Source organism: Pedobacter paludis (genome assembly GCF_003173575.1).
Taxonomy (GTDB): Bacteria; Bacteroidota; Bacteroidia; order Sphingobacteriales; family Sphingobacteriaceae; genus Pedobacter; species Pedobacter paludis.
Map to the genome: position 1 here is coordinate 588,314 of NZ_QGNY01000003.1, position 25,676 is coordinate 613,989.

The 25,676-nt window shown below is 42.8% G+C and carries 15 protein-coding genes; 7 read left to right on the forward strand and 8 right to left on the reverse strand.

Annotated features, from left to right (window positions below; genetic code table 11):
• Positions 1–4 precede the first annotated feature (4 nt).
• The 3 genes from DF947_RS10770 to DF947_RS10780 all read right to left on the reverse strand — a co-directional run bounded on the left by DF947_RS10770 (position 5) and on the right by DF947_RS10780 (position 6,106).
• Positions 5–3,370 carry a SusC/RagA family TonB-linked outer membrane protein gene (locus tag DF947_RS10770; RefSeq protein ID WP_158526260.1) on the reverse strand — a complete coding sequence of 1,122 codons (3,366 nt, stop codon included), beginning with the start codon at positions 3,368–3,370 and terminating at the stop codon, positions 5–7.
• Positions 3,371–3,591: 221 nt separating this feature from the next.
• On the reverse strand, positions 3,592–4,722 hold the full coding sequence (locus DF947_RS10775; protein WP_109929691.1) for a FecR family protein: 1,131 nt from the start codon (positions 4,720–4,722) through the stop codon (positions 3,592–3,594).
• Between the two features lie 883 nt (positions 4,723–5,605).
• Complete coding sequence (locus DF947_RS10780; RefSeq protein ID WP_109929692.1) at positions 5,606–6,106, reverse strand: S24 family peptidase; 501 nt, start codon at positions 6,104–6,106, stop codon at positions 5,606–5,608.
• A gap of 135 nt (positions 6,107–6,241) precedes the next feature.
• On the opposite strand from DF947_RS10780, the gene DF947_RS10785 reads away from it, so the two are divergent.
• Positions 6,242–6,688 (forward strand): hypothetical protein, encoded by a 447-nt coding sequence (locus DF947_RS10785; protein WP_109929693.1) that lies wholly within the window; start codon positions 6,242–6,244, stop codon positions 6,686–6,688.
• A 637-nt stretch (positions 6,689–7,325) separates the two neighbouring features.
• On the opposite strand, the gene DF947_RS10795 is transcribed toward DF947_RS10785, so the two are convergent.
• From DF947_RS10795 to DF947_RS10805, 3 genes are all read right to left on the reverse strand, one after another.
• Entirely contained in the window at positions 7,326–7,964 is a 639-nt protein-coding gene (locus DF947_RS10795) for an RNA polymerase sigma factor (RefSeq protein ID WP_109929695.1), read from the reverse strand.
• 80 nt (positions 7,965–8,044) lie between these two features.
• The gene (locus DF947_RS10800; protein ID WP_109929696.1) at positions 8,045–8,509 is read right to left on the reverse strand and encodes an Lrp/AsnC family transcriptional regulator; all 465 of its coding nucleotides are present in this window, start codon (positions 8,507–8,509) and stop codon (positions 8,045–8,047) included.
• Positions 8,510–8,799: 290 nt separating this feature from the next.
• A complete protein-coding gene (locus tag DF947_RS10805; RefSeq protein ID WP_109929697.1) occupies positions 8,800–9,066 on the reverse strand; it encodes a hypothetical protein in 267 nt (88 codons plus the stop codon).
• A gap of 903 nt (positions 9,067–9,969) precedes the next feature.
• On the opposite strand from DF947_RS10805, the gene DF947_RS10810 reads away from it, so the two are divergent.
• The 4 genes from DF947_RS10810 to DF947_RS10825 are packed head-to-tail and all read left to right on the forward strand — an operon-like array spanning position 9,970 to position 19,382.
• Positions 9,970–11,373, forward strand: a complete 1,404-nt coding sequence (locus DF947_RS10810; protein ID WP_109929698.1) for a hypothetical protein — start codon at positions 9,970–9,972, stop codon at positions 11,371–11,373.
• Between the two features lie 58 nt (positions 11,374–11,431).
• On the forward strand, positions 11,432–14,599 hold the full coding sequence (locus DF947_RS10815) for a hypothetical protein (RefSeq protein WP_109929699.1): 3,168 nt from the start codon (positions 11,432–11,434) through the stop codon (positions 14,597–14,599).
• A 51-nt stretch (positions 14,600–14,650) separates the two neighbouring features.
• Positions 14,651–18,910, forward strand: a complete 4,260-nt coding sequence (locus tag DF947_RS10820; RefSeq protein ID WP_109929700.1) for a DUF6443 domain-containing protein — start codon at positions 14,651–14,653, stop codon at positions 18,908–18,910.
• A 10-nt stretch (positions 18,911–18,920) separates the two neighbouring features.
• Positions 18,921–19,382, forward strand: coding sequence for a hypothetical protein (locus DF947_RS10825; RefSeq protein WP_109929701.1), 462 nt, complete (start codon positions 18,921–18,923; stop codon positions 19,380–19,382).
• A 286-nt stretch (positions 19,383–19,668) separates the two neighbouring features.
• Here DF947_RS10825 and DF947_RS10830 read toward each other — a convergent pair whose 3' ends face one another.
• The gene (locus tag DF947_RS10830; RefSeq protein WP_109929702.1) at positions 19,669–21,693 is read right to left on the reverse strand and encodes an LTA synthase family protein; all 2,025 of its coding nucleotides are present in this window, start codon (positions 21,691–21,693) and stop codon (positions 19,669–19,671) included.
• Between the two features lie 815 nt (positions 21,694–22,508).
• Here DF947_RS10830 and DF947_RS10840 point away from each other — a divergent pair.
• Both DF947_RS10840 and DF947_RS10845 read left to right on the forward strand, forming a co-directional pair.
• Complete coding sequence (locus DF947_RS10840) at positions 22,509–23,123, forward strand: DUF4062 domain-containing protein (protein ID WP_109929704.1); 615 nt, start codon at positions 22,509–22,511, stop codon at positions 23,121–23,123.
• A gap of 2 nt (positions 23,124–23,125) precedes the next feature.
• Entirely contained in the window at positions 23,126–24,523 is a 1,398-nt protein-coding gene (locus DF947_RS10845) for an ATP-binding protein (protein ID WP_109929705.1), read from the forward strand.
• A gap of 211 nt (positions 24,524–24,734) precedes the next feature.
• Here DF947_RS10845 and DF947_RS10850 read toward each other — a convergent pair whose 3' ends face one another.
• Complete coding sequence (locus DF947_RS10850; protein ID WP_158526261.1) at positions 24,735–25,589, reverse strand: restriction endonuclease; 855 nt, start codon at positions 25,587–25,589, stop codon at positions 24,735–24,737.
• Positions 25,590–25,676 lie beyond the last annotated feature (87 nt).

A 25,676-nucleotide genomic window follows, 5' to 3' on the forward strand; every position in this document is an offset into this window, starting at 1 on the left:
TTTTTTAAAGACTTAGTTGTATGCCAATTGTATAAACCCTTAACGGCGGAAGTCCCAACGTGCTTCGGCTCTCGGGATCCCGGCCCTGATAACCAGTGATTGTAAGCAGGTTCTGGCCTTGCAGAAATACCGCCGCATTGGGGATTTTAATCCTTTTGAGGAATGACTGTGGGAGGGAATAACTTAGGGATACATTTTTCAGGCGAATAAAAGAAGCATCGTCATAAATGGCATTGCTGTTTCGCAAATTTGAATATGCAGTAGAGGAGATACTTGTTAAACTAGGTCGCTGAAATTCTGCTTGATCACCAGGGGCCTTCCAATAATTGAGATAATTCACAGGAGCGTTATTGTTTATTCTACCTGGTCCGCCAAAGCCGTATTTAAATGTTTCACCCAATTGTTTGACGAACTGGAAGGTAAAATCTAATGAAAGTGATTTGTATGTTACGTTATTATTAAAGCCTCCATAATACTGGGGGTTTAAGTCTACAAGTACAGTCCTATCAGTAAGGGCTACCGGTGAGGTCGTAAGTGTGCCATCGGCCTTCCAGAATTCATAAAGTCCAGTCTGCGGATTTACTCCTGCGTAATTATAACGCTGTAGGACGTTAATAGGCTGCCCCACGACATACTGGGATGCAAGCGTACTCTGTTCAAGTCCGGGAAAGGATGCAAGCTTATTCTTTGGTATGGTAAGTACCAGAGAGGTTTCCCATCTGAAACTTTTACCTTTTATTGGCGAAGCCTCCAGCGTCATCTCCAGGCCGGTATTCTGTACTACAGCTGGAAGATTACTTGTGACAGATGCAAAGCCGGTATAAGCAGGAAGTGGCTGAGGAAGCAACTGATTTGCTGAGCGGTTTCTAAAATAATTTAAGTTAAAAAGGATCCTGTTTTTCAAGAATCCAAGGTCTATTCCAATATTAAGTTTGTTGGTATCCTCCCATTGCAGGTAGGGATTACTATGCCCGGTTGGCAAAAGACCGACAGTCGACTGGTAGGGAACACCTATTCCCGAAGTGTAGTTGTTGTAAAGGTTTAAAAACTGGTAATCCCCTATCTGGTCGTTACCTGTTGTACCGTAACTTATGCGTAATTTCCCGAAATTAATAAAACCCAGAGATTCCTTTAAAAAAGACTCTTCAGAAAATATCCAGGCACCTCCAAGTGCGTAAAAATTATTAAAGAGATTTTCAGGACCGAATCGGCTACTGCCATCCCGTCTGGCCGATATGTTCAAAATGTACCTATCTTTCAGCCGGTAGTTAACCCTACCGAAAATACCTGAATAGCGGTACCTGCTTTGAAGCGCTGCACTGGCTGTGATGGTAGATGCTGCCTGCATGTTCTCCAGTTGTCCGTCCGTCGCAAAACCGCTTGCATTAAATGCTTTTAAATTGTTGTCGCTTTGTTGTAAACTACCACCTAGCAAGAATTCAAAATGTCCAATTTTAGTATTTCGATTATAGGTCAACTGCGGTTCCACGATATAGGAGTTGACATATTTGTTTGCGTAATTATGTGATCGTAAATTTGTTGTTATTGAGGGTGAATAACTTGATTGTGGATTAAGCAGGTCTTCCTGTGACTGGAGACGGTTATAGCCTATATTGGCTTTCAGAACGAGTCCCGGTATGATGTTATAAAATATCCCCGCATTCGATATGATATTTGTTGTCCGAAAAATATAACTCCTGTCAAGAGCTGCAATGGGGTTACTGAATGTTGAGGAATTAGGATTTCCTGGCAATGGTGCCCAGTTGATGCTTCCATCTTCGTTATACAGTTGTGGTGAATTAGGAGCTAACAGAATGTAGCTTGATCCCGTAAAATCCGCCGTAGGCATTTTATTAAGATCCTGTAAATAACTCACTGTTAAGTTGGCACCGATTTTCTGGTTTGGAGATTTTACATTGAGATTGAAATGTGCATTTCCCTTGGTATCGTTAAATTTGGAAGACATCACACTGCCATCCCTCAAATAACCTCCACCTATAAGGTACTGGACATTTTCCGTCCCCCCGGAAATACTCGCCTGAAGATTGGTAAAACTGGCCGTATTACCGATAAGTTCCTTTTGCCAGTTATGTTGGGTATTCTGGTCCCATGTGCCGTTCAGGTCATAATCTGTTGCTCCTATCGCAGTGCCATCATTAGCTAATGCTGCTCTGCGGATTTTGAGATAGTCCTCGGTACCTAAAAGTTTTATCTCTTTGGCCACTTCTCCAATCCCGCTCTGCATGTTTAAATCCACCTTCATCCTTCCTATCTTTCCTTTCTTGGTCGTGATCAATATTGCTCCATTGGCTGCTTTTGATCCATAAATTGCTGTTGCATCGGCATCTTTTAATATTTCGATACTCTCAATATCCGCTGGATTGATAAAATTTAGTGCACTTCCCCCAGTGGGGGCTCCTGCAGTTGAACTTCCAGGATAGTATGTTGGTGTAACAGGCGTAGATATTTGTTGGGGACTATATGGAACACCGTCTATCACATAGAATGCGTCATTCCCTTTTCTAAGGCTATTAAGACCCTGAATGGTAACGTCAACATTTGCACCTGCAAACCCACTCGTCTGCGTAACGGATAAACCTGGAACTTTCCCTTGGAGTGCAAGCAATGGATTGCTAACGGGTTGCCTGGCTATTTGTTCTGCCTTCACGCTACCGATATTGCTTGTGCTTAGTCGACGTGTTGTTGTGCCGTAACCGATAACCTGTACCTGATCCAGTTGGTTGTCGCTTGCCTTTAACCGGATGTTAATGGTTTTTCTATTGTTTACGGGTGTTTCCTGTATTTCGTAGCCTACGTAAGTGAATACCAGAATGGCATTTTCATCCGCTTCGATATTATATTTTCCGGCATTGTCCGTTGTAGTTATAGCATTGGTACCCTTTACCGTTACATTTACACCTGGAATGGCATTTCCCTGTTCATCCGTAATCCTCCCGGTGATGTTGATGCGTTTGAAGAGATTTTTAACCTTATCGATTATACTTTCTTCCTTTTTTTTAAGCAAAATTGTCTTGTCGATTAGCTGATAATCGAAGCCTTGTTTCTTTAGGCATGCATCGAGGGCATCTGTCAGGGTAGAATGGTTTAGTGTTATGCTCAGTTTTTTTTGCAGGTTAAGCTCATCACTATACCAGAAAGTGTAGCCGCTTTGCTTTTCTATCTCTTTACAGATTTCCTGGATGGTTTGGTTCTTCACGTTAATGCTGATGTTTTGCGCATTAGCTGCAGCTTTTACATTCAGAACCGCTATGACCGTGATGAGAAGGGACAGCTTCATGACGATAAAGGTTTTCATTACCCCGTGCCTCAGCTGATTGCCAAGCCAGGAGGAATAAATAAAATATTTCATATTTTTGTTTGTTGGTTTTTTGGTTAACGTTGGTGCGTTTACTAGAACCATCCCATCTCCTTTATGGAGATATTACCGGGAGCAGGTCAGATCGCTTCCGGTATTTTTTTTGGGATGGATTCACTATCATTATAACTCGATTGACATTTACATTTTGTTCTTCATAGGCCTTGATTTTATGGGTTTGACTTGGTTAGTTAACTCTATTAAGGGACGACTCATTACATTTTGTGTTCGCTTTTATGTACGACCAAAATCGTCTTGTTCTCTAATTTTTCTATTTTGAAGGCTATTCCACTGGAGCGCAATATTTCCAGAAGGGCCGACAGTTTGGACTTTCTCGACATACCGCCGCTAAATGTTCCCGTGGGCACGCCATCGGGATAACTTACTTCGAAATCATACCATCTGGAGGCCTGCGCAAGAATTTCTTTAATGGTAGCTTTTTTAAAAAGAATACGGTCATAATGCCATGCGCTGGCAAGGGTTGTATCAGTTTTTTGGATTCTGATCGGGTCTTCATCAGAGCTTATCGACTCTTCTCCGGGGCTCAGAACTGCAAAGGATTGTTTATCTGAAACCTTTACCTTTCCTTCCAGCAAAGTAGTATGGATATTATCTTCGTCGGGGTAGCCTTTGATGTTAAAATGGGTGCCCAGAACGGTAGTGATCTGGCCGGAAGTGATCACTTGGAAAGGCCGCATTTTATCTTTCTCCACTTCGAAATAAGCCTCGCCGATCAAGGTCACCTGTCTGATGCCGCTGCTAAAGGATGCAGGATAACTTAATTTTGTCTGGGCGTTCAACCATACCCTTGTTCCGTCGGAAAGCGTAACATGGTAGGTTCCACCCCTTGGCGTAATGATCTGGTGGTTTTCGGTATGCTGATCGTTTAGACCCTTTTTATAAGTGATTGCGCCGCGGGTACTCTGCTCATGATTCAGAGCAGAGATTTTTGATAACGCGGAGCTATTGGATGAATCGAGCGTAACCTTTTTTCCTCCCGGCAAAACCAGGATCGCTTTTTGGGACCCCGGGGCAATATCTGTGATTTGTTGATGTTCGGTATTTGGCTTAACGATGTGATCGGCATAGTAAATCAGGTAGACGGCCATCGGAATCAGCATCATTCCTGCAGCAATTTTGGTCCAGAAGCGCCTATTGTTATTATTGTTCAACTGATCCCAGATACGGTGTTTATAATAAATGTATTCACCATTGTCTTCAGTATGTTCCATCTCTGCGGATCTATGCGCGTACCATTGCTCAATGACCTTGCGTTCATCCGGGGTGGATGTTCCCACTTCGAATTTCTTAAGGGTTTCTTTCAACTTTTTGTCACTGGTTTCCATTACGCGTCTGGGGCTATATAATGTTAATACGCAATGGTAGCCCGGTAGTGGTAGAAGGAATTAATATTTTTTTAACAGTGAGGTAATCTCCATCTGACTTCCACGTTCGTCTGACATCGTGAACATTTATTTAGATATTTTCAGCGCCTTTTGGGTCTCAAAAGAATCGCAATAGAGTTCCAGCACCCGAATTTATTCCGAACAGTGGAACATGGGCTTGCTGAGGGATAGAATTGTTTTGATTGCAGTTTTAAAGTATACCGGTTTTCTTTCACCGTACGGATGATCAGGCCCTTTTGTAATTCCTTACCCGGTCAGCACTTTCTAGGGGCATTAAAACGAAGTGTCCCAGAATACAGTAAATAAAAAAGTGCGGAGAACGCACAACTACAGCGGCTTTGCGCCGCTTTTTTTATGCCATGTCAGCAAAAACGAAACGTCCCAAAAGTTCCATTCTGGGTTAATATCAGGTAAACTATTAATCGGGCTAATTAACCTAATGTGCAAATAGGGTTAATTTCTGGATTAAACTGAACCGGAATGAGGCTTTAAAGCCGCTTAAAACTGGCAAAAAACAGGAAAAATCCCCAGTTAAAAACGGGGAAAATTCTCATACAGGAAAAATCCCCTTTTTGTGGTTGGGGTGACAGTTGGGGTGACAGTTGCTGTGACAAAAATGGGTTAAACGGACAGCCATTTGAATAGGGTTATAGTGAAAAAATCAATACAAAAATCAGGAATATTCCTCGTTAGATACCCCATAAGGACAAAACACATTCCCTACGATATTATGCATATCGCTGAAAATCAATCATTTGCAGGATATGGTCTTAATTTAGTCCTTATTTGGGGTTTTAATGGGTCAAAATTTGGACTATTCGTTTTAGGATTGGGTGTTAATGCGGATCGTAGCTTTTACTAATGCCAGAGCGGTTATACTGCGAATCGGGAATTCCTTCTCCTGGTGGTGTTCATTCCTAGAAACCAGCTTGATATGCTCCGCGGTGCTACCCTTTTGTAGATACTTTGCGAAGAAAAATTCATCTCCATCGTTATTGATTGCTATCAAGTACATTTCCCCCCATATGATGTTATTGTAGTTTTTAACTTCCTTGTACAATACCATATCCCCAGACTTCAAAAGCGGATACATGCTATCACCACGTACAGTCAGTGCTCCATCACACTTTGGCAGGTAAGGGACATACAAATAGTCAATAGGGATGTGTGTTCCAGAATTGTTGTCCCTAATTAATTCCACAATGCCCGCTGTAGCCTTAAGATCATACACCGGGACGGCTTGAGACTGAAGAATCACAGATTTTCCCCGCTGGTTACCTACCGGAATTACTTCAACAGGAGCAACATCATTGTTCCTGAGCATATCACATGATGATATCGCTAATATATTTAAGAGTTACCAAGGCTTTTAAAGCGGTTTTAAAAAGGGGAAAAATCCCCTACAGTTACAGGTTTTTTCCCAAAGTTTCAGGCAATAATTTCGCTTAAAACAATTCAAATGAAAGACTTACAAGAACTTGAACAACATGTATCCGAAACCATTATTGCGTTAAGGGATAAGAACTGGGTTGCGATCGTGCCCCCTACCCAGCGAAAAGAAGCGCATACTAGGTTTGTGGAGGTTAGGAAGGGGCTTTTAGACGCAATATACCTATGTGTAGACGGGTTAGACGCAATGCAATGGTTGATTGATAAGGAGAGTGATCCGCAGCCTGGGATTCATGCTAAATCAACTAACCCGGAAGGTATACCATATGGGACAGATCAGCTACTTAAAATGCGTCTAAAAGCGCTTTACCTTTCTGCTCCGCAATCAATCGTAGATGACGTGGTTAAGTTTATAAAAATGTTTGAGGATGAAATGAGGCAACAGATGGCTAAAATGATGTATCAGAAGGCCGAATTGATTGAAAGGCTTAAGCAGCATGAGAAGAAGGGTGTTTAAGCTGTCGGGTCTAAATTTATAGTGGAAGGCTGGGTTTTTGCCCAGCCTTTTCTATTATATTTGGTTATGTTGGAGTTTCGATTCACAGACACTGAAGGAGGTGAGGTTTGGATATATAAGCCGCTTATTAGTTGGAATGGCTGGCATGTCCGTGTAGGTAATGATATATCTTGGGCGATAATGCAGAATGGTGATGGTTCATGGGATCGCCAAAGTGTTAACATGCCCTTAGATGATTTTGAAGGTATTGTGTGGGCTATTGAGTACTATCTATTTCAGGCATTGAATAAAATGTAGTGTCCTATGCCAAAAATGGGACGTTTGGTTTTTAAAAATGGGACGTTTCGTTTTGCAGATTATATTTCGCAGGATGAAATTGAAAACCCATTGGAAAAAATGTTTTCCTGTGCCTGATCTGTTCTGGTAGTGGCATTTTTTTTTTGCTTTAAGCTTGTTATTACAGTTATAAAATACCGCGTATAAGCACAATCTATTTTATATTCTTTATTTTTATATGCCATATAGTGGCAGGAAATATTTAAAAAGGCTCAATTTGGATAAAGGCTTTTTCCAACTACTTATTCATTTGACCAATGTGGCCCCTCCTGGCGTTATTTTTTTAATTTACATTTTCAGGTCAGAACAGTCCCCTCCATATCCGGTTGAGGGCAAGCAAAAGGTACATAAAGGTTAATAATACCTTTGTATTGATCCTGCTGCGCAGAATTTTGAGGGCATAATAGACCTGTTTTTTAACTGTCCCCTCACTAACCATCGAGAGTTGGGCAATCTGCCGGTAACTCAAATGTGCCTTCCTACTAAGTTCAAAGATATTTCTCATCTTTTCAGGAAGCTTGGAGATTTCCGACTCAATAAGACTGTACATTTCCTTTTCGAGTAACTGCTGATCGGAGGGATTGCCACCAGAGTTGAAGTAGGCCTTCAGGGAATCCAGGTATTTCGTTTTGGTCTTTTCCCTCCTCATCAACGAAATGATCTGGTTTCTAACCGAAACGTACAGATAGGCTGAAAGGGACCCTTCAAAAGTCTGACCGCCCATACGCTCAAGCAGGGAGGCAAAAGTATCCTGTACGACGTCACCTGCCTGGGCATCGTCCTGAAGCATCCTGCGGGCGTGACTGAATAGGGCTGCGAAATATCGTTCGTAGATTTCGGCAAAGGCTCTGGTGTCCTTACCGTTAAATTTCTCGGTAAGCTCGATATCGCTTAGGTTAGTGTAGGGGTTCATAGCTTGTTGGCAGCTTTTCTCTGCCATTGTTAATTTTCGTTCCTGCGGGATGTATTTCCCTTTATTTAAGCTGTGATTATCATAAGAGAGAAGGGTAGGGTTGATTTTTAAAATGACCAGTTGTTCTCATTTTTGCCCTGATTTAAGACAATCGAGCTCACTACTTGCTCGATGTTTGGCTTGGTAATCAAATCCTTGATAAGCTGGTGGTAGGCCTGGATATCGGTGACGCAGATCTTGAGCATGAAGTCAAATAAACCTGCAGTCTGGCTGCATTCCTGGACTTCCTGAATACTTACCATTTCCTCATTAAACTGCTCGAGAAGCCCCATGCTATGCTCCCGAAGTTTGATCTGGACATAAGCGAGAATATAGACACGGATTTTATTATAATCCAGTTGGGTGATATAGGATCTGATGTAGCCCAGCTGCTCCAGGCGCTTCAGGCGCAGTTGGATGGGACTTTGTGATTTGTGAACTGTTAGCGCGAGCGCCTTGATGGATATCCTAGCGTTTTTTTGAAGGCATCTTAGGATATCCTTATCGGTTTGATCTAAAGAATATGTTTCCATTACGACTCAATAATATTGACCGGTTAATATTTATTGCAGCTATAATGATGGGCTAAATATAGAAACATTTTTTTTTGCTGTCAAGATCCCTGGTGATTATAACGCTGAGCTTCATAAGCTGTGCTCTATACTAGAGCAACCAAAATTGCTCAAAGGGTTTCTCGCCAGTAAAAAAATGCCGAGTATTCGCTAATCATAAAGTTTAAAACACATCTGGCTATGGCATCGATGGTTTCTCATATGGACAATGATATGTAGTATAATTAGCGTCCGTTATATGAAGGGGTTACTCAATACTGATTATCCGACTGTTGGTCGTTCACATTTCCGATTTCTGCTGCAGTCATTGCCATGTTCAGCCCATTTTGGGACATGAACTTTATGATCCTTTTGAGCTTTGGAATTGTCATGCCCTCAGCATCCAACAATTCGGCTACGGTGAGCTCTTCGAGCTGATACACACGCTCGACCTTTCGAACTTTGTTCAACCAACCGTTGAACCGGTGGGAAATATATAACTGGTTATCTACCCAGTCGTTTTTGATGTCTTCATTCATTGGTAATAATTCCTGGAGTTATACAAACTTAATGTTTTTAGTTTTGATTTGATAGTCCCTGCCAGCTTGCCTCGGATAGGATGGCAATGAATTTGTATTGCAGTTTTTCAACTTAAGAATGACCGCGGCATAGATTGGGCAATTGGAGAGGAGCAGGATGATACGCTTGAAATATTATTCCGAATTTATGACCCGAACTTTAATATTACGCTTATTTAGTATCAGATATATGTTTTTAGGCGCACACTAGCCATCTTTGGTTTCGATGTTATGGGGGGGCGGTTCGATTACGGTCCCCCCAATATAAATAACAGTTGAATTTTAGTTTAGGGTTAATGATGGAAAGCCGGTGGATGCCGGCTTTTCTGCAGACAATGGAAAACTTTAATGCACGAATGTACCCGTAATTTGCTTTAACCGCAGACATCCTCGCTGTGTAGATTCTGGTTTTCAGCTAATTAATTGACGAAAAGCTATAGAAAGGTCATTTGTTAACCTGATATTAACTCTCCTGATAAAATTTGTTAACTAATTTTGGGCAGACATTGTTGCGAATATTGATTTTTCCGATTCCCAAAAGAAAACTGTAAGCATGAAATACATTACTGCATTCTATTAACACGCTTGTTTGCGCAGTCCCGTACAGCCTTGATTTATTCAGCGATAGAAAGGTCATTATCTATTCTATACCAGTGATCAGTCATACATCCGTCTGACAGTTCTAACCGCTCCTGATTTCGATTGCTGTTTCCCTTTAGCAAAGTTTAGATACTGTATTGATACAGATATTTTGGCGTCTGAATATAAATTCCTGCGCTTATTTTTCTGTTCCAATCCTTTTCTGCCTATGCAATCCAAAAGATGTAAAGGCTTCTTTTATCATAACGAACCAAAATCTTGTCCATGAAGTATTTCATCTTATGGCTGACAATCGCATTGCCTGTTCAGCTGTACGCATCTCCTCCAGATACAACGATAAGAAAAATTCCAGACCGTTACCTGAGCGAGGTAAATGCTAAAACCCGTACACTTGAGCAGGACCTGAACAGGCGAACGAAAAAGGCCCTCGACATTTACATTAAAGAACAGACATCCATACAGGAAAAGCTCGCCAGGCTTGATCCGGCTTCTGACATTAGCAAAACCCTGTCTTGCTCGATCGATAGCCTTAAAAGAATGAGGGAAAGTCTGCTGGGAAAGGTTAAGAGATTTGTTCCTTTCCAAAGAGCAGTTACAGGCAACAGCTTGGATTCTCTTCAGAACGTCCTAGGTTTTTTGGGCGATAACTCCGCTCTGGTGAACGGCAAGGAGCAGATTACCTCGGCACTCAAGAATATCGAAAATGTCAAATCTGAACTTCAACGGGCCGGGGAGGTACAGAACTACGTCAAGCAAACCATGTCCCAGATAACCGGTCCCCTGGAAAAATACAGGGGACTTAGCAAAAACCTCAACAACATCAGCTTAGAATCCTTTTATTTCAACGGGAAGGTTGCTGAGTATACCAATTGTCTAAGGGATGCTGACAAAGCTAAAAGGATGGCGATGTCGATACTTCAGAAAAATCCCGCTTTCATGAACTTCATGGCCAAAAACACATACGTAAATGGAATCGTGAATCTTTTCCTGATCAACGAAAGCAGATCAATTGACGGGCTACAGACGCGGGATATGGTCGATAATTTCCGTTCACAGCTCCAGGGTACCGGAGCAGATGCTGCAGGAATAGTTGCTGGTAGGCAGCAGATTGCCGACAGGGTTATCGATAAGGCTAAAAAATATCTCAACCTAAAGGATGCGGGGGAAATCCCTACAAATGAGCCGAATGAAATGAAGAATAAAAAATTTCTTAAACGGCTGGAACTCGGTTATAACCTTCAGCCAACCCGGGGCTCTAAATATTTTCCCAGCATGTACGATATCGCAGTCCAGGCAGCATATAAGTTGAGCAAGAAAGGCAGTATCGGATTCGGCGCTTATTATAAACTGGGTCTTGGCGCTCCAATAAAGAATATCAGTTTCAGCCATAGGGGGTTTGGGATCCGCGCTTTTGCAGAATATCAGCTGCGAGGTGTCCTTTTCTTCAATGCAGGTATCGACCTCGATAGAACGAATCCCTTCAAGGCGTTCACGGAGCTATATCGGTACAGTAGCTGGAAATGCTCAGGTCTGGCAGGATTGGGCCTGAAACTTCCCACCGGAAACAAATCCAAGCAGCAGCTGATGCTGTTGTGCGACCTCACAGAATGGCTGGATTACAGGTCGAAGGGTATACCGCTAAAAATGCGCATTGGCCAGACATTTTAGGCTCAGTGAAATCGCAGAACATCCCATTCACATATAAGTACTGTATCAATTAATTATTATGCAAAAAATGTTACTCGTTTTTGTGCTCGTTATCACATGGATAATAGAGGCAGGGAATGCCTTGGGGCAGCAAAACAATGGAAGCTTCTTTTCTCCCGTCACGCAAACCTCCCCTGGCGCTTCTGCTAAGGGAAATTACAAAACATCGTCCGTTGAAATGTCTACTGGGTCGGGGAATGCTGATATTCCCTTGACCGAGCTGAAACTCCGGGAAAACTACACTATTCCACTCTCATTACATTATGCGACAAATGGAGTTAAAGTGGATGATATGGCCGGACAGGTGGGCACTGATTTTTCTCTTACCGGGCTATACTCCATCAGACGCACAATTCTTGATGATCCGGACGAATTTAGCAAGGATGAAACCAGAAGGCTTGTCCCGGGTGTTTCCACTGATTCTATTAATTTGTCGCTCCACAACGGAATCACCTCTGGTAATGACTTACAGCCAGATCTTTTCACTTTGAGCACTCCAAATTTTTCGGGCAAGTTTTTTCTTCGCAATGACTCTGCCATTTTCTTGAACAGCAATACCTCCTACAAAGCGGTAAGGATACCAGCGGCATTTCCAAATAGCTTATGGAAGGTAACGGACGGTATGGGCAACATCCTGTGGTACGGTGGTGCCGGGGCTGTCGAAACCTCGAAATCCTCGACGATATGTCCTGTTGACGGATACGTGCCGGATGAAACTTACTATCCAACTGCATGGCATCTCAAGTCGATTATCACTCCCTTCAAAGATACCGCTTCCTTTGTTTATGATGCTTACTCCGTTCACTATACTTCTAACGTATTGGTCACCAAAGTACTGTCTTCGTCAACGGTGTCTCCCGGCTGCGGATGTACAGCTCCGACCAACCAGGCGTGCGATGTCTATCTGGATGTCAACGCTTATAAATTAAACTATATCAAAACCACCTCCAATGCCAAGGTTACTTTCGGATACCGGAACAGGCCTGATAACACTTCCGATTATCTGCTTTCACTTATTGATCTTTATCAGTCAACTATTGCCAGAGATTCCATGATCCAGAGATTTTCGCTGGAATACAGCTTCGCAAGCGGCAAACAACGGCCTTTTTTAACTGGCGTAAAGTTAAGAGCAGGCAACCTGACCGATTCCATGTCCTATAAGATGATGTATGATAATATCAATGGGCTTCCCGACCGGTTAGTTCGGCAAACCGATGGTTTTGGCTATTATAATGCGAGCACAACTAACCTCAACATAAACCCTACTGTGGCAAAGTATGGAACAATGATCAGACTGGAGTATCCTACAGGCGGTTATGACTCATTGACCTATGAATCCAATACCGTTTACGCAAGTCATCAGGTTCCCTATACAAACTACCTTGCTTCACTTTCAGGAAATGGCCTCTCCGACCATTCCCTAAAAGCGTATACTGCCGTAAGGACGTTAAGAAAATCAGACGGGGATATCACCGTCTCGGGCTATTGTGCGTGGCAACTGGCAAGTGCACCCGACCTCCAGAAAATGCAGATCGTGGTCTTAAACCATGCAACGGGTGCGACACTCTATTCTTCACCCCTGATCTACCCAAGCCAGACCTCGCCTTTTACCGCTACCTTCCCCTATACATCTGTAGGTACAAATTCCTGGTTCGGGGCCAACGATACACTGGTCGTTGACCTAAGGCTGGAGGTTTATGGGGAGGATCTCAGTGCCCAGTGTTCTTTCCAACAGACCAGTTACACATACAGCTACTATAACGATCCCTTCGCGGGTGTGCGCGTTGCCTCAATTGCCTCTAATAACAACTTCGGGCCGCCAATGATCAAAAAATACAATTATAATGTTTTCGGCACCTCAAATTCTTCAGGAAGGCCTGTTACCACACCGCTTTTTACGGAAGAACTTTATACCCAGAACTATTGCAGCAATACTACCTATTCGATCTGCTATGCAAAGATCCAACAGAATTCTTCGCTGGTAGATTTATTTTCTCATGGGGCCTTACCTATTTATTACGAAGACGTAACGGAAACCTATGGGAATAATATGGAGAACGGGGCTACCAGGTTTGAATACGAACTCCGGTTGCCCATACAGCCTTCTACCTTTTCAACTGCTCAGGTTGGAGGATTTTATTATGCGCCAATTCCTTTCATTTCCGGCCCTTTCACCCTTTTGAGGGACGAATTCGCATTGGAAACAGCTAGGTCACTGTTTAAAAAATCTGGTGATACGCTTAAACTTGTGCAAAAAGTTAATAAGACTTACAAGGTCATTGCAAGCCCTCAATCCCGCAACGGTTATGCTTTCAGACAAAGGGTTTTCAAAGAGGTTGACTTCACGCCGGCTAGTTTTTATTCGTATTTCGACATGACCAAATTTACGTTTTATCAAAACTTTGTCGGGCTCGCAACAGAGGAACAGATTCTGTTCTCCGATGACAACAAACAGTTCAAGGTCAAAACGAACTATTTTTATGATTACTGGCCACTCAACACCAACATCTCACGGACACAGAATGTAACCAGCAAGGGCGATACATCAACTTATTATGCCAATTACGCCACAAATTATCCCGGAACCACTGTTTACGACACGATGGTTAAGAGGAATATGGTCGATTATATCGTAGAAGGAAAGGAGTTTCTGAACAGTACAATGGTTGGGGCAACCAAAGTGAATTACGTATTTACCAATTCACTCAAAAATATGGTTGTAAAAGCCAACTATCAAATTCAAAAAGGTGTAAATCCATTGGTAGAGAGGTATACGAACTACAGGTTTGATACTATCGGGAATATCTTGGAGTCCTCTAAAACTAATGATGCCCACGAGGTATTTGTCTATGGGTATAGTAAACAGTTGATCGTTGCCAAGATTGTAGGATCTACATATGCTGCCATCACCCCGCTTTTTAATCAGTCTGTATTGGACAATCCTTCCAGCGACCAGGCGGTCAGGGATGAAATTGCCAAAATCAGGAATGCCTTTACAAATTCACTCGCCCAGGTCACAACCTATACATACATACCCCTGGTCGGCAGGAATAGTGAAGTGGATATTAATGGCCGCCACATCACTTACCACTATGATGCCATGGGCCGGTTGTGGTACACCAAGGACAAAGACGGCAGGATTGTACAGGTCAAGCAGTATGGTATCCAAGTTCCCATAGCGCAATAACAATCCCAACGGTATTTCTAAAATTCACATCTACCATCGAAATTCTTTAGTATGATTAACTATCGCTCAATTTTTTTAATACAGGGTATGCTCTGTGTTCTTGGCTTCTGGCAACAGAATGTGCAGGCGCAAAATATCCCCAAATCCGGCGGGCCGTCTGGAGTGTCATCGGATGCTGTTCCCAATGCATTTACCAACACAAAGATCAACTACATACGAATTTGGGAACCGGCAGTAACTTCAAATATCGTAAATGTGGTAACCGACCCCGCAAGGACCAATGTCGAGGTAAAACAGATGACAGATTACTATGACGGGATGGGAAAAAGAATTCAGACCGTTATTAAAGGAGGCAGCTCTTCAGGAAACGATATGGTCAGCAGCGTGGTGTACGATGAGTTTGGGAGGGAAAAATATGTTTACCTGCCTTATGCCGCCAGTACCTCAACAGGAAAATTCAGACCCAATGCGTTTCAGGAGCAAACGGCATTTTATCAGGGGATTTATCCGGCAGGAAGTGCCTCTCCTGGAGAAAGCAACTTCAAAGCAGAACTTGAATATGAACCCTCACCCCTGAACCGTAAGGTTAAAACCTATGCACCAGGATATAGTTGGGCGAAAACAGGTGGAAACAGGCCACAGATTACAACTTATGCGATTAATACAGTCGCCGACTCGGTACGGATATGGAACGCTACTCCCGGCGTCCCTTTCTCACCGGGAATATATCCGGAAGGCGAACTCTTGGAGAACACTGGAACCGACGAAGGGGGGACCAGGTTTGTCGAATACCTTGATAAAGAAAACCGGCTGATTTTACGCAAGCAACAGGCAGCCGATGCTCCCGGTACTGCGCATATGGGCTGGCTATGCACATATTATGTCTATGATATGTATGGGAACCAGGTCTTCGTGATTCCCCCAAAGGCGGTAGAGGCAATCCAGGGGACCTGGACGATAAGCGCAGCTGTCTCTGCGGATCTCTGTTACCGGAATGTATTTGATAGTAGAGAGAGACTGATTGTGGAAAAGCGCCCAGGCATGGACTCTATTGTTAATGTTTATAACCTTCGTGACCTTTTGATCTTATCCCAGAATGGAAATCAGCGCCGGGATGTCCTGTGGCAAGTACACTATTACGATAGTATAAGCCGTCCCTCCATGACAGGAATACTCTCATTCGGGTTTAATCGGGAGCAGATGCAGAACACAATTGATGCTTACCCTTTTGACCCTGTCAATTCCATCCCATGGACGGATTCAAGTTCAATCACCTACAAACTCACTCATGTTTATTATGATAACTACAATTACCCAGGAAAGAAGAACTTTGTCACAACGGACGTAAACAAACCACAGGCGGGTGCAAACCCTTATTCGGAAACAAATGCATCGGTTCCAAGTACCAGGGTAAAGGGCCTGATTACCGGAAAGAACAACCGGATAGATGTTACCGCTCAGACACTCGTAACAACGCCGTATTATAATGACAAGGGAAGGATTGTTCAGGAGGTCGCAGAAAACATGCGGGGAGGACTGGATATCAGCAATTCCCTTTATGATTATAAAGGAAAGCTGCTGAGCACCTACAACCGACAGACCAATCCGGCGAGTACGCTCACGCCAGAAGTCAGAATTTTGAGAAAGTATGATTATGACTGGATGGATCGAAACGATTCAATCACGATGATGATCAATGATCTTCCCGAGACAAAATCGATATTGGCAGTAAACACTTTCGATCAGCTGGGCAGACCAGGTATTAAGCGCATAGGCGTCACGGGAGCCTCCGAACAGATGGAATCGTTTTCATACAAGTACACTGTCCGAGGCTGGCTCTCTGGTATCAATCCTGACTATGTAGATAATCCGACGGTAACATCTAATTGGTTCGGTGAGCAATTGTGTTATGACTTCGGATTTGACAGTTCGTATTTTGACGGCCAGTTATCGGGTGTAAAATGGGCCTCCGCTGGGGATAAGGTCCCCCGAGCTTACGGGCTGGCATACGATAGAGCCAAAAGGCTTACCAAAGCGTACTATTCACAAACTAATGGAAGCACCTGGTCGCAGACCGCGGCGGACTATTCCGCTACAATGGCATATGATAAAAACGGGAATCTAACCTCTATGAGCCAATTTGGTATGAACGGGGTTACCAAACAACAGATAGATGGCCTAACCTATACCTATCAGGGATCTGGCAACCAGCTAAAAACGGTCGTAGATGCGGTCAATGATCCTTCAAGTATTCTGGAAGATTTCCATTCCCCGGTAAATTCTTCAGCCCAAAGCTATTTTTATGATTCTAACGGGAATATCAAGCGTGATCTGAACAAGAACATCGACAGCATTGTATATAACCAGCACAATCTGCCGGCTGTCACCTACGTCAAGGGCCACGGTACTATCTATAACATGTATTCCAGCGCAGGTGAAAAACTCGTCCAGATGGATGTGGATACCACGACCCATCCTGACCAAGCAATCATCACCCATTATATCAACGGAAGTATCTATAGGAATGATACCCTGCAGTCTATCCAGCAGGAAGAAGGTAGGATCAGGCCGGTTTATAAAAACGGAACCGTATCCTTTGTTTTTGATTATTTTGTTAGGGATCACCTCGGGAATGTGCGGATGGTACTCGGAAACCAAAAGGATACGGCTGTTTATGTGGCGACGATGGAAACAGCCGCTTCCACGGTAGAAAACCAGTTATTCAGACAGATCAATGCCACCAGGCTCTCAAAGCCGGTTTCCTATCCGGTGGATAATTCCACTAATCCTAACAATTATGTCGCTCGGACCAATGTCGCAGCAGGGATAAGAGTCGGACCTGGTATGGCCCTGAGAGTGAAAGCAGGCGACTCGATTGCGATCTATTCCTCAGCTGTTTCGGCAAGTACAACTGCCAATACCGCCACAACCCTTCCAGCGACCATGGCAAATTCGGTGATTGCGGCAATTGGTGGTGTAACCCTTACAGATGGCGGAACTAAAATTTCAGGCCCGGGATCTGCATTGAACACCAAGCTGGATGGAGTAGCCTACGGATTTATAAAAGGTCTCACTCCTGGCCAAAATGATGCAAACCAGCCAAAAGCATACCTCGCATTTGCACTTTACGATGATCAGTACAACCTGGTTGTATCTGGTTCCGGAGTAAGGCAGGTTGCAGGCGACCCTGGTACACTGATCAGTCTTGTAGTTTCGAAGATGCCGATTGAGAAAACAGGGGTACTGAATATCTGGACTTGTAACGAATCTTCAGAAAACGTATATTTTGATAATTTAACTGTTACCCATCTCTCGGGCAGACTGCTGGAAGAGACACATTATTACCCATATGGCCAGAAAATGTTTGGGTTATCGTCCGGCATGTTGAGAAATAACTATACAGAAAACAGATACAAATTTAATAGTATCGAGTACAACCAGTCATTTGGTATCAATCAATATGATGCCTTCTTCCGTACGCTAGACGGTATTGGACGGTTTAATCAGTTTGATCCAAAATCCAACAAGAGTATCAGTCCTTATACCCCCATGAACGGAAATCCGATGATGTATTCAGATCGTCTGGGCGATACCATTGCAATAGCGTTTTCAGTAAAGGGAAAGCCAGTAGAAATTATATATCAGAAAGATGGACGCGTCACCAACAGGGACGGCAGCGAATATTTAGGGAAAATGGATTATTTCGCAAAACAGTCGAAACGAGGCTTGGATCAGCTGAGAAAGTCGAAAACAGGTCAGCAGGTAATAAATAGGTTGACCACCTATCAGAAAACGATAACAATTAAGAGTAACACCAAGAGACCGGGTGGTTCCAATGGAGATGCATTTATTGCCACAGATGGTAATGCATCGTATGCGATGGGTCTGATTTTAAAGAACGGGTGGAAACAGCTTAATATGGATGGATCGGGCGGCGATGTTTACTGGGATCCTGCAGGTCAGGGTGTCCAGCTGGCCAATGGTGATGTTGATATAAATCCAGTGACCGAGTTAGGACATGAGTTATTCCATGCATATGAAGCTAGCTATGGGATTTCAAGCAACGATGAGGAAACACCACAAGAACTTTCACCCAGCGAATATCGGGCTTCCTATTTTGAGAATATGCTTAGGCAAGAATTCAACAAGCCTTTAAGAGGTATATATGGTCACCAGTTTAATGGCACGGTATACAATATACAGTTGTTACATCCAAACGGGTCACCTATATATGTTCCACCGTATCCTTTCAAGATATTAGGCCCCCAGTTGCTGTCTATTCCAATCTTAACCCCTATTTTTGTTAAATAGCAATATCGATATGGTAAAATTCACCTTTAAGCTTTGCTCGGTAGTTCTCCTATTTATTGCAGGCTGCAGTAGCGAAAAACAGATTTCTTTTAAGGGATATAAGGGCCGAGAAACCGAGTATGAATGCAAATGTTCATTACCCAAGGGTTACACCAAGCGCAGCTATGCGCAATACCATTATCAGGTACATGAATATTGGTATAAGGACAGTTCTGTTATTAGATACACCGATGCCTTAGAGGGTATCGAATCTCAAGAAAGATTTGATAAATTTGGCTCGGGCGTCCGACTAGATATGATCGGTTATGATAGCCTGTTATTGGAGGGAGTATCTGACAACGGAAAGTTTTGGAAAGAGCGTAAATATTATCAGGTAAAAGTTGGCTATTACAGGGTTCCCGCAGCAAAAAAAGACCTGTTCGATCGCATCCTTAATGAAATGAAATGTTCTTCGTCTAAATTCAAAGAATAGGCCAAACGGATTGTATGAACAGAAGGTTCCGCGGAAGCGGGACCTTTTGCATTAGAACACCGATTGGCAGCAGACATCTCAGTAGTATTGACGGGCTAAAATATTTAGGGAATAGCGTTTTTTTGTGCAAATGAAGTATTAACCTGTGCTGCTAGGCACTGGTGAATAACCTATCCTTTACGTCGTGATAAATTTGTATGTATATGCGAAAGATTGTTACAGCTACAAAAGCAAATACCAGAAAATTGTATCACCCACACTGTTAAGGGTTACATAGTTTTTCCTCTCAGTTTCCCAAATGGTCCAGCACAAAGTACCCCTTCACGTTCAGTTCTCTCTCAAAGTTTTCCTTCATCTCAAAGCCGCTTAAGAGATTTTGGATTACTTCAACAATATCCTTATCGGTCAAGTTTTTTTCATCGGAAAAATACTTGATCATTTCAAGGTATTTATAGAGCAGGATATAAACCTCTTTTTGTTTATCGCTGCCACCTGCCGAAACGTAGCTTTTAATCTGCGCAATTTTTTTTAGGATCAGCTGTAAAGCTGATTTGCCGGTCTTATTGTCATCCCTGAGAATGGAGATTGAATGCAGGGCAATTGCTTTGATACTATTGATTACATAAACATTCAATTTGTTCTGGGTAAAAAGAATGTCCAGTGCTTTAAGCTCATATTGTAGCGGCACAAGGCTTTTGACTTCGTCAAGTTCCCTGGAAGATGCTATTCCAAATGGATAGTTCTCAAAGGATATCTCAGAATCAATAAACTTGATGAATGTCTCAAATTCCTCAATATTGTATAACCCGTTCTGTTGCAGTAAAAAAACCTTTGTACTGCGGGTATTTCCGGAACCGACTATAGTCAGATCGGTGACGCTGAACAGGTGCGAAATCTGTTTATAGAGCTGATATTTTTTATAGCTCAAAACGTTTCTGAAAAGCTTTTGCATTGACTGGTAAATACCTGTAACCAGAAAAGATGGTTTATCCGTGTGGAAGCGTTGCCCGGAAGGATAATCATATTTAATGCCCGGTAAATAATCGTTGATCACCACTTCCAGCCACGAACGGCATTTTTCTATGATATGCTCTGCAACACCATCCTCATTAAACTGCAATGCCTTTACAAACATTTCTTTCATCGCCACCCCAAAGAAAATACCGTCATAAATATGTTCATCGAGTTCGTGGATATTGAAGTCCTTGAAGTTCCTGATGTAAAAGACCTCTGCCTCGAAAAGCATGTTGATCATCACCATCGCGGCAATTTCATTTCGCTCCTTGATTGCCACAGGGAAAAGCGCCCGGCCCATATCACCGATGCGCCCATAGAACTCGAACGGTGATACATAGACGAAATCATGCTCCTGCCGATGGATTTTCTCGAAGTGTGAGATACATTCCTTTTTGATCGCAAAAATGCTCTGTCTGTCAAAATCCTTGATTGCCGCTGTTCCCACTTCAATCAAAAGATTGATCGGATCACGGTCACTGGTCCTGGATCCTTTTCCCTCGCCATGAAAAACCCGGTTCAGAAACTCACTTTCTGTCCACTCTTTGTTAAAACTTGCAACCAGAATTTTTATGTTATTGCGGTTCTGGGAAGACCGCAAAAGAAGGATCAGGACCGGGATAACCGATAGCACTAAACAAGCCGATATCACTACGCTTACCAAATAGAGGAAATCCCCATAGCTGTCCCTCATAGTAGACTCTTTCAAATAGGTGGTAGTATAGACCAGTAAAATGAGCGTTGAAATAAAAAATGTGAAGATGAATCGGATTTCTTTGCTTCGAAAAAACGTTATGAAGGTGAACCTTCCAAAATATTTATAAAAAACATTGAATGAAAGAAGTATAAACGAAAATACGATCCCTATAAAAATACTCACCGTCCGTAGGATATTTTCTGTCACGTAAAGTTCGCCCGTAAGCGAAGGCATTGCTATCGACCAAGGCCTGGGTGAAAGAATGATGAAACCAGATAATACAAGCAAAAAGATTCCGCATAGAACCCTTGGTTCAATAACTATAAATTCCTTTATGCGTATTTCATGTTTGAAGAAAAATCCCAGACGAAACCAAGACCGTCTGCATGATATAGCCAGCTTTTTCAATGTTTGCGTAATTGAGGCCGTTAACAGTTTAGCCCTGGATGATGGGACTTCTGGTTTTGGGGTAGTTGCGTTCATTTGTCGATATATTTTTAGATTGACAACAACTTTAACTTTTCGTAACAGGAGAAGATTGTTGCCGTAATGGAGCGGTAGATTCAACAGCGCAGCCGCTTTCTGATCATATACAAGCATTACTTTATCCCCTCAAATGTACATTTTATTTAATTTCTTTGGAAAGGTGTCAAAAGCCATGATAGCCAAAAGTCGATAGATTTTGTACGCTCCTCAAGTTACCGCTGGACTAGCCCTCTCTGGTTTGTCAAAGACCTGGCAGGCCAAAGGATTAAGCGGGAAACATGCGAAGATGGTTTTCTGGTTGTCTCTGCTATATTCACAACACAATATCTGCCCTATCCGCGAAGGGTGTGCATTGACGGAAATCATTGGCAAAAAAGCAGTACTGTAACAGTACTGCCCAAGAAACTAAAAGGATGGCCTTGGAGCAGTGGAGGACTGTATCTAAACCCCATCCATGGCAGTATCCAAACATCCGTCCGGGATTGCCATAATCATTAACTAAACTATTCTTATCACTTCTACGTGTTCTTCAAAAAACTTTCCAGTCACATAGGACCAGATCAGCGAAACGCTGGCCATATGACATCATGTTTGAAAGTTTGAATCTCGTAATCGCTCTGATATTTTCCAAATCTGATGAAGAAAATGGTTAAATAACTCAAATAAATAACAAAAAACCAAACATTATTCCGTTGTCCACCGGAAAATGCGATCTCTGCCAAACTATAATTGCTTATCATAAATAAATCGGAGGAGCGGTACACCTTTAATGTCTAGTACAATAACCTGTCAAATAAATCAGTATGCATCTTCCCGATAATTGATCAAAAATTTCGTTATTCTCTCAAAGAATGTAAATTTGTTAGCACTCCCTCTAATTCGGGAAATTGAACATCAGAACATCATACTCATTGTCGTAAAGGATTGTCATGCCTGCAAAAAGGAACAACATTAGGGTCTTCGTGGCCTCGACCGTATATAATTTTGAATACCAGCTTCAGCTCGTGCGCGAACTTCTCGACGGCTACGGCTATGACGTGGTCATGTCTGCCGCAGGTACCCTTCCCCTGGACAGCAGCAAATCAAACATGGACGTATGCATTGATGCTGTTAAGACCTGTGACATATTCCTTGGCTTTATCCGTCCCGACTATGGCTCAGGTGTCTTGGACCGGGGTAAGGAATCAATTACCCATGCAGAATTTATAACGGCGAGGGGATTGGAGATCCCACGTTTTGTTCTCGCCGATTACAGGGTCGTCTTCACCAGGCAGCTGCTCAAAAATGCTTTCTTTGTAGAAGACCACACTCAAAAACGGATCGACATGAGCAATGTATCCTTGGAAGGTAATGGGGGTATCATGGATACCAGGTGCATTGTAATGTACAATGAGGCCATAAGTGACCATATAAAACCAGCTTCCAAGCGGACGGGCAATTGGGTACAGGAATATGTTAACTTTGACCAGATCAAAATGCACCTGGATAGCCAGTTTGCACATCCGGAAAGAATCAAAGCACTTATCGATAAAGGGAAAAAGTGAACATGGACAGAAAAACATTTTTAAGGAACCTTCTGGAAGGAAAAGAAAGCGCTCAGCTTGAACTGTTGCCGGTATATGAAGTCCGAAGCATCATTCGGGCCGTTTGTGCTTTTCTCAATTCTGACGGGGGGTGGGTCGTTGTAGGTTACCCTAACGATAAGCAGGCCGGTTATCTCGGAGATGATGCCGACAATCTTGCCGATCAAATCGAAATAGAGATCGCCAACCAGATATTCCCTCAGCCACTGGTTTATGCAAAAGCATTACGTTATAAAGAACAGGATCTGATCCTGATCAATGTTGTGCGTGGGTCCAGACAGCCATATTCTTTCGAAGGCAAACACTTTGTCAGAACCCGTGGACAGGTGCGTCCCGCGCAGTCCGAGGACCTAAGTTTATTGATCAGAAGTTCAAGTGAATACACCTCGCTATGGGAAAAGTCCGCTACTATAGATGCGGAAATGGAAGAACTTAACCTGGATGAGATATATAACACCATCTTTGAGGCGCAGAAAATCGGCAAGGGAAAAAAATTGCCGGAGCAGCCCGAAGCTTTTCTCAGTTACTTCCAGTTAAAGGATTACCAGACTATAAAAAATGGTGCTGTTCTGCTATTTGGCCGTGATCCGATCAAATACCTGCCACAGGCCAGGATCCGGATTACGGTAATGCCCGAAGAAAAGACTGCAGAGCGTTACGCAGATTCTCATCTTATTGAGGAAAACCTTTTCGATGCTTTTACAGAACTTAAAAGGTACTTCACCACAACGCTCCCAATGGCAAGCGACTTTAAACAGGGAAACTGGGACAGGCTTTCGAGAGAACGCTTTCCTTCTGAGGCTATAGATGAGGCAATAGTGAACGCAATGGTACACCGGGATTACGGTGATGTTGCCGGGGAGATCACGATAAACATTTATAGCAACCGGATGGAGATTATCAATTCGGGCGAAATACCGGATGACATAATTGAGGGAAAAAACCGGATATCGCCCCACCATTCCATTTTGAGAAATCCAACAATTTCCCATATGTTCTATCTGCGTGGCAAGATGGAAAAACTGGGCCGTGGCCTTGATCTCATCCTATCCAGTTGTGAAAGAGATGGCTTGAAAAAGCCGGAGTGGCTTACAAAGGGAGGATATACAACGCTGACTCTGTATTCTGTTGCGGAGCAAATTGTGGTTAATGAAAGAATGTCGATATTCCTGCAGACCCTCCATGAGGGTGTGGCATTCGGTAGTAAAGACTATAACGGCTTTTTTAAGGACATTTCAGAAAAAACCGCAAGACTTGATATAGCGAAACTGGTCAGCGGACAATGGGTAGAAAAAGTAGGTGATGGCCCTTCGACCAGATACTACCGGACAGGCAAAAAATTACCGGAAATTACCGGATAGCTTTCCTTGTGAAATAAATTTTCATTTATAACTATTTAATTATCAATATAATAACAGGTTTATCGCTAAAATAAGCTTTTTATGACTTACCGGAAATTTACCGGATTTGACCGGATTATTGTATATCTCGTTGTTGGAGAAAGAGGTTATAACCACACGTAAGATAACCGAAACTGACAAAGAAGTATTGTTCTAGTGGTGAAACCTTTCCTCAGCTGGTAGATGGTAAATTCCAGATCAATCCACTCTTGGATAGAGTTAGTTTCCTTTGATCGAACAGCTCATTCATAATCATCCATACCTGATCGGTCAAGCGGAAAGATTTTTTGAAACTCTCATCTGAATGGGTGAGTATTCCGGTGATGGAAATCCAGTCAGCGCCCATCCGGCCTTCGGGAAATTCGCAGTAAAGCTTAAAGTTAAGTGGGAAATCTATAGTAGTGGGTTGGGTTGACTCCTCACGCTTCTGCAGTTCTTTTGAAAACGCCGATACAAATTTCCCAAACGAAATCCAGTCTCCATGACTATTACGAAGGTTTATAGAGGACATTACCCGTATCTGATCACGATGTTCTATGGTTCTGGTGCCGAAATCAATACGTGTGATCTTTGGACGGGTATGCCTGATGTCAAAATTGAATACTACAGTGCCGATTTCCATCGTCTTTTTGTATTCCTCATCGCTCTTCCCAGCCTCCCGTAATTCAACAAGTTTTATCCCAACGTGCTCGGCAAATGTCTGGGTATCCATAGTAAAGCCAGCTTTACATACTATAATGCCACAGTCTATCTGAGAATCCTCCATGACCTTGGAAAGCTTCATCACCACATCTTTGGTGACTTTTTTCTTTGCATATTTACATTCGATAGCTGTTAACAAAATCCGTTTGCCGTCAACCTGTTCAGTCAATACATCTATCTGATGCTCAACCCCTGATCTGCCTTTTACTTTACAGTTGTGTCCGTAGCCTTTAACTTTAACCCCATCCCCGGCACCGAGCGCGCCATAGATATACTGGGTGATGGCTTCATATTCCTTCCAGTTAAGTTCGTTTGCGTTGGTCATAATTAAACATTCATAATTTGCTGATGATATTATTTGTACAATGGCATACAAATTTTTCACCCCCATAAGTTAGTTGCGATACGGGTT

What these genes read in the sequence shown, in the direction of transcription:
- DF947_RS10775 (WP_109929691.1), bottom strand. Translation starts at nt 4,722, where the DNA reads ATGGAAACCAGTGACAAAAAGTTGAAAGAAACCCTTAAGAAATTCGAA.
- DF947_RS10800 (WP_109929696.1), bottom strand. Translation starts at nt 8,509, where the DNA reads ATGGAAACATATTCTTTAGATCAAACCGATAAGGATATCCTAAGATGC.
- DF947_RS10845 (WP_109929705.1), top strand. Translation starts at nt 23,126, where the DNA reads ATGGACAGAAAAACATTTTTAAGGAACCTTCTGGAAGGAAAAGAAAGC.
- DF947_RS10805 (WP_109929697.1), bottom strand. Translation starts at nt 9,066, where the DNA reads ATGAATGAAGACATCAAAAACGACTGGGTAGATAACCAGTTATATATT.
- DF947_RS10830 (WP_109929702.1), bottom strand. Translation starts at nt 21,693, where the DNA reads ATGCTTGTATATGATCAGAAAGCGGCTGCGCTGTTGAATCTACCGCTC.
- DF947_RS10815 (WP_109929699.1), top strand. Translation starts at nt 11,432, where the DNA reads ATGCAAAAAATGTTACTCGTTTTTGTGCTCGTTATCACATGGATAATA.
- DF947_RS10795 (WP_109929695.1), bottom strand. Translation starts at nt 7,964, where the DNA reads ATGGCAGAGAAAAGCTGCCAACAAGCTATGAACCCCTACACTAACCTA.
- DF947_RS10770 (WP_158526260.1), bottom strand. Translation starts at nt 3,370, where the DNA reads ATGAAATATTTTATTTATTCCTCCTGGCTTGGCAATCAGCTGAGGCAC.
- DF947_RS10840 (WP_109929704.1), top strand. Translation starts at nt 22,509, where the DNA reads ATGCCTGCAAAAAGGAACAACATTAGGGTCTTCGTGGCCTCGACCGTA.
- DF947_RS10825 (WP_109929701.1), top strand. Translation starts at nt 18,921, where the DNA reads ATGGTAAAATTCACCTTTAAGCTTTGCTCGGTAGTTCTCCTATTTATT.
- DF947_RS10850 (WP_158526261.1), bottom strand. Translation starts at nt 25,589, where the DNA reads ATGACCAACGCAAACGAACTTAACTGGAAGGAATATGAAGCCATCACC.
- DF947_RS10810 (WP_109929698.1), top strand. Translation starts at nt 9,970, where the DNA reads ATGAAGTATTTCATCTTATGGCTGACAATCGCATTGCCTGTTCAGCTG.
- DF947_RS10780 (WP_109929692.1), bottom strand. Translation starts at nt 6,106, where the DNA reads ATGCTCAGGAACAATGATGTTGCTCCTGTTGAAGTAATTCCGGTAGGT.
- DF947_RS10820 (WP_109929700.1), top strand. Translation starts at nt 14,651, where the DNA reads ATGATTAACTATCGCTCAATTTTTTTAATACAGGGTATGCTCTGTGTT.
- DF947_RS10785 (WP_109929693.1), top strand. Translation starts at nt 6,242, where the DNA reads ATGAAAGACTTACAAGAACTTGAACAACATGTATCCGAAACCATTATT.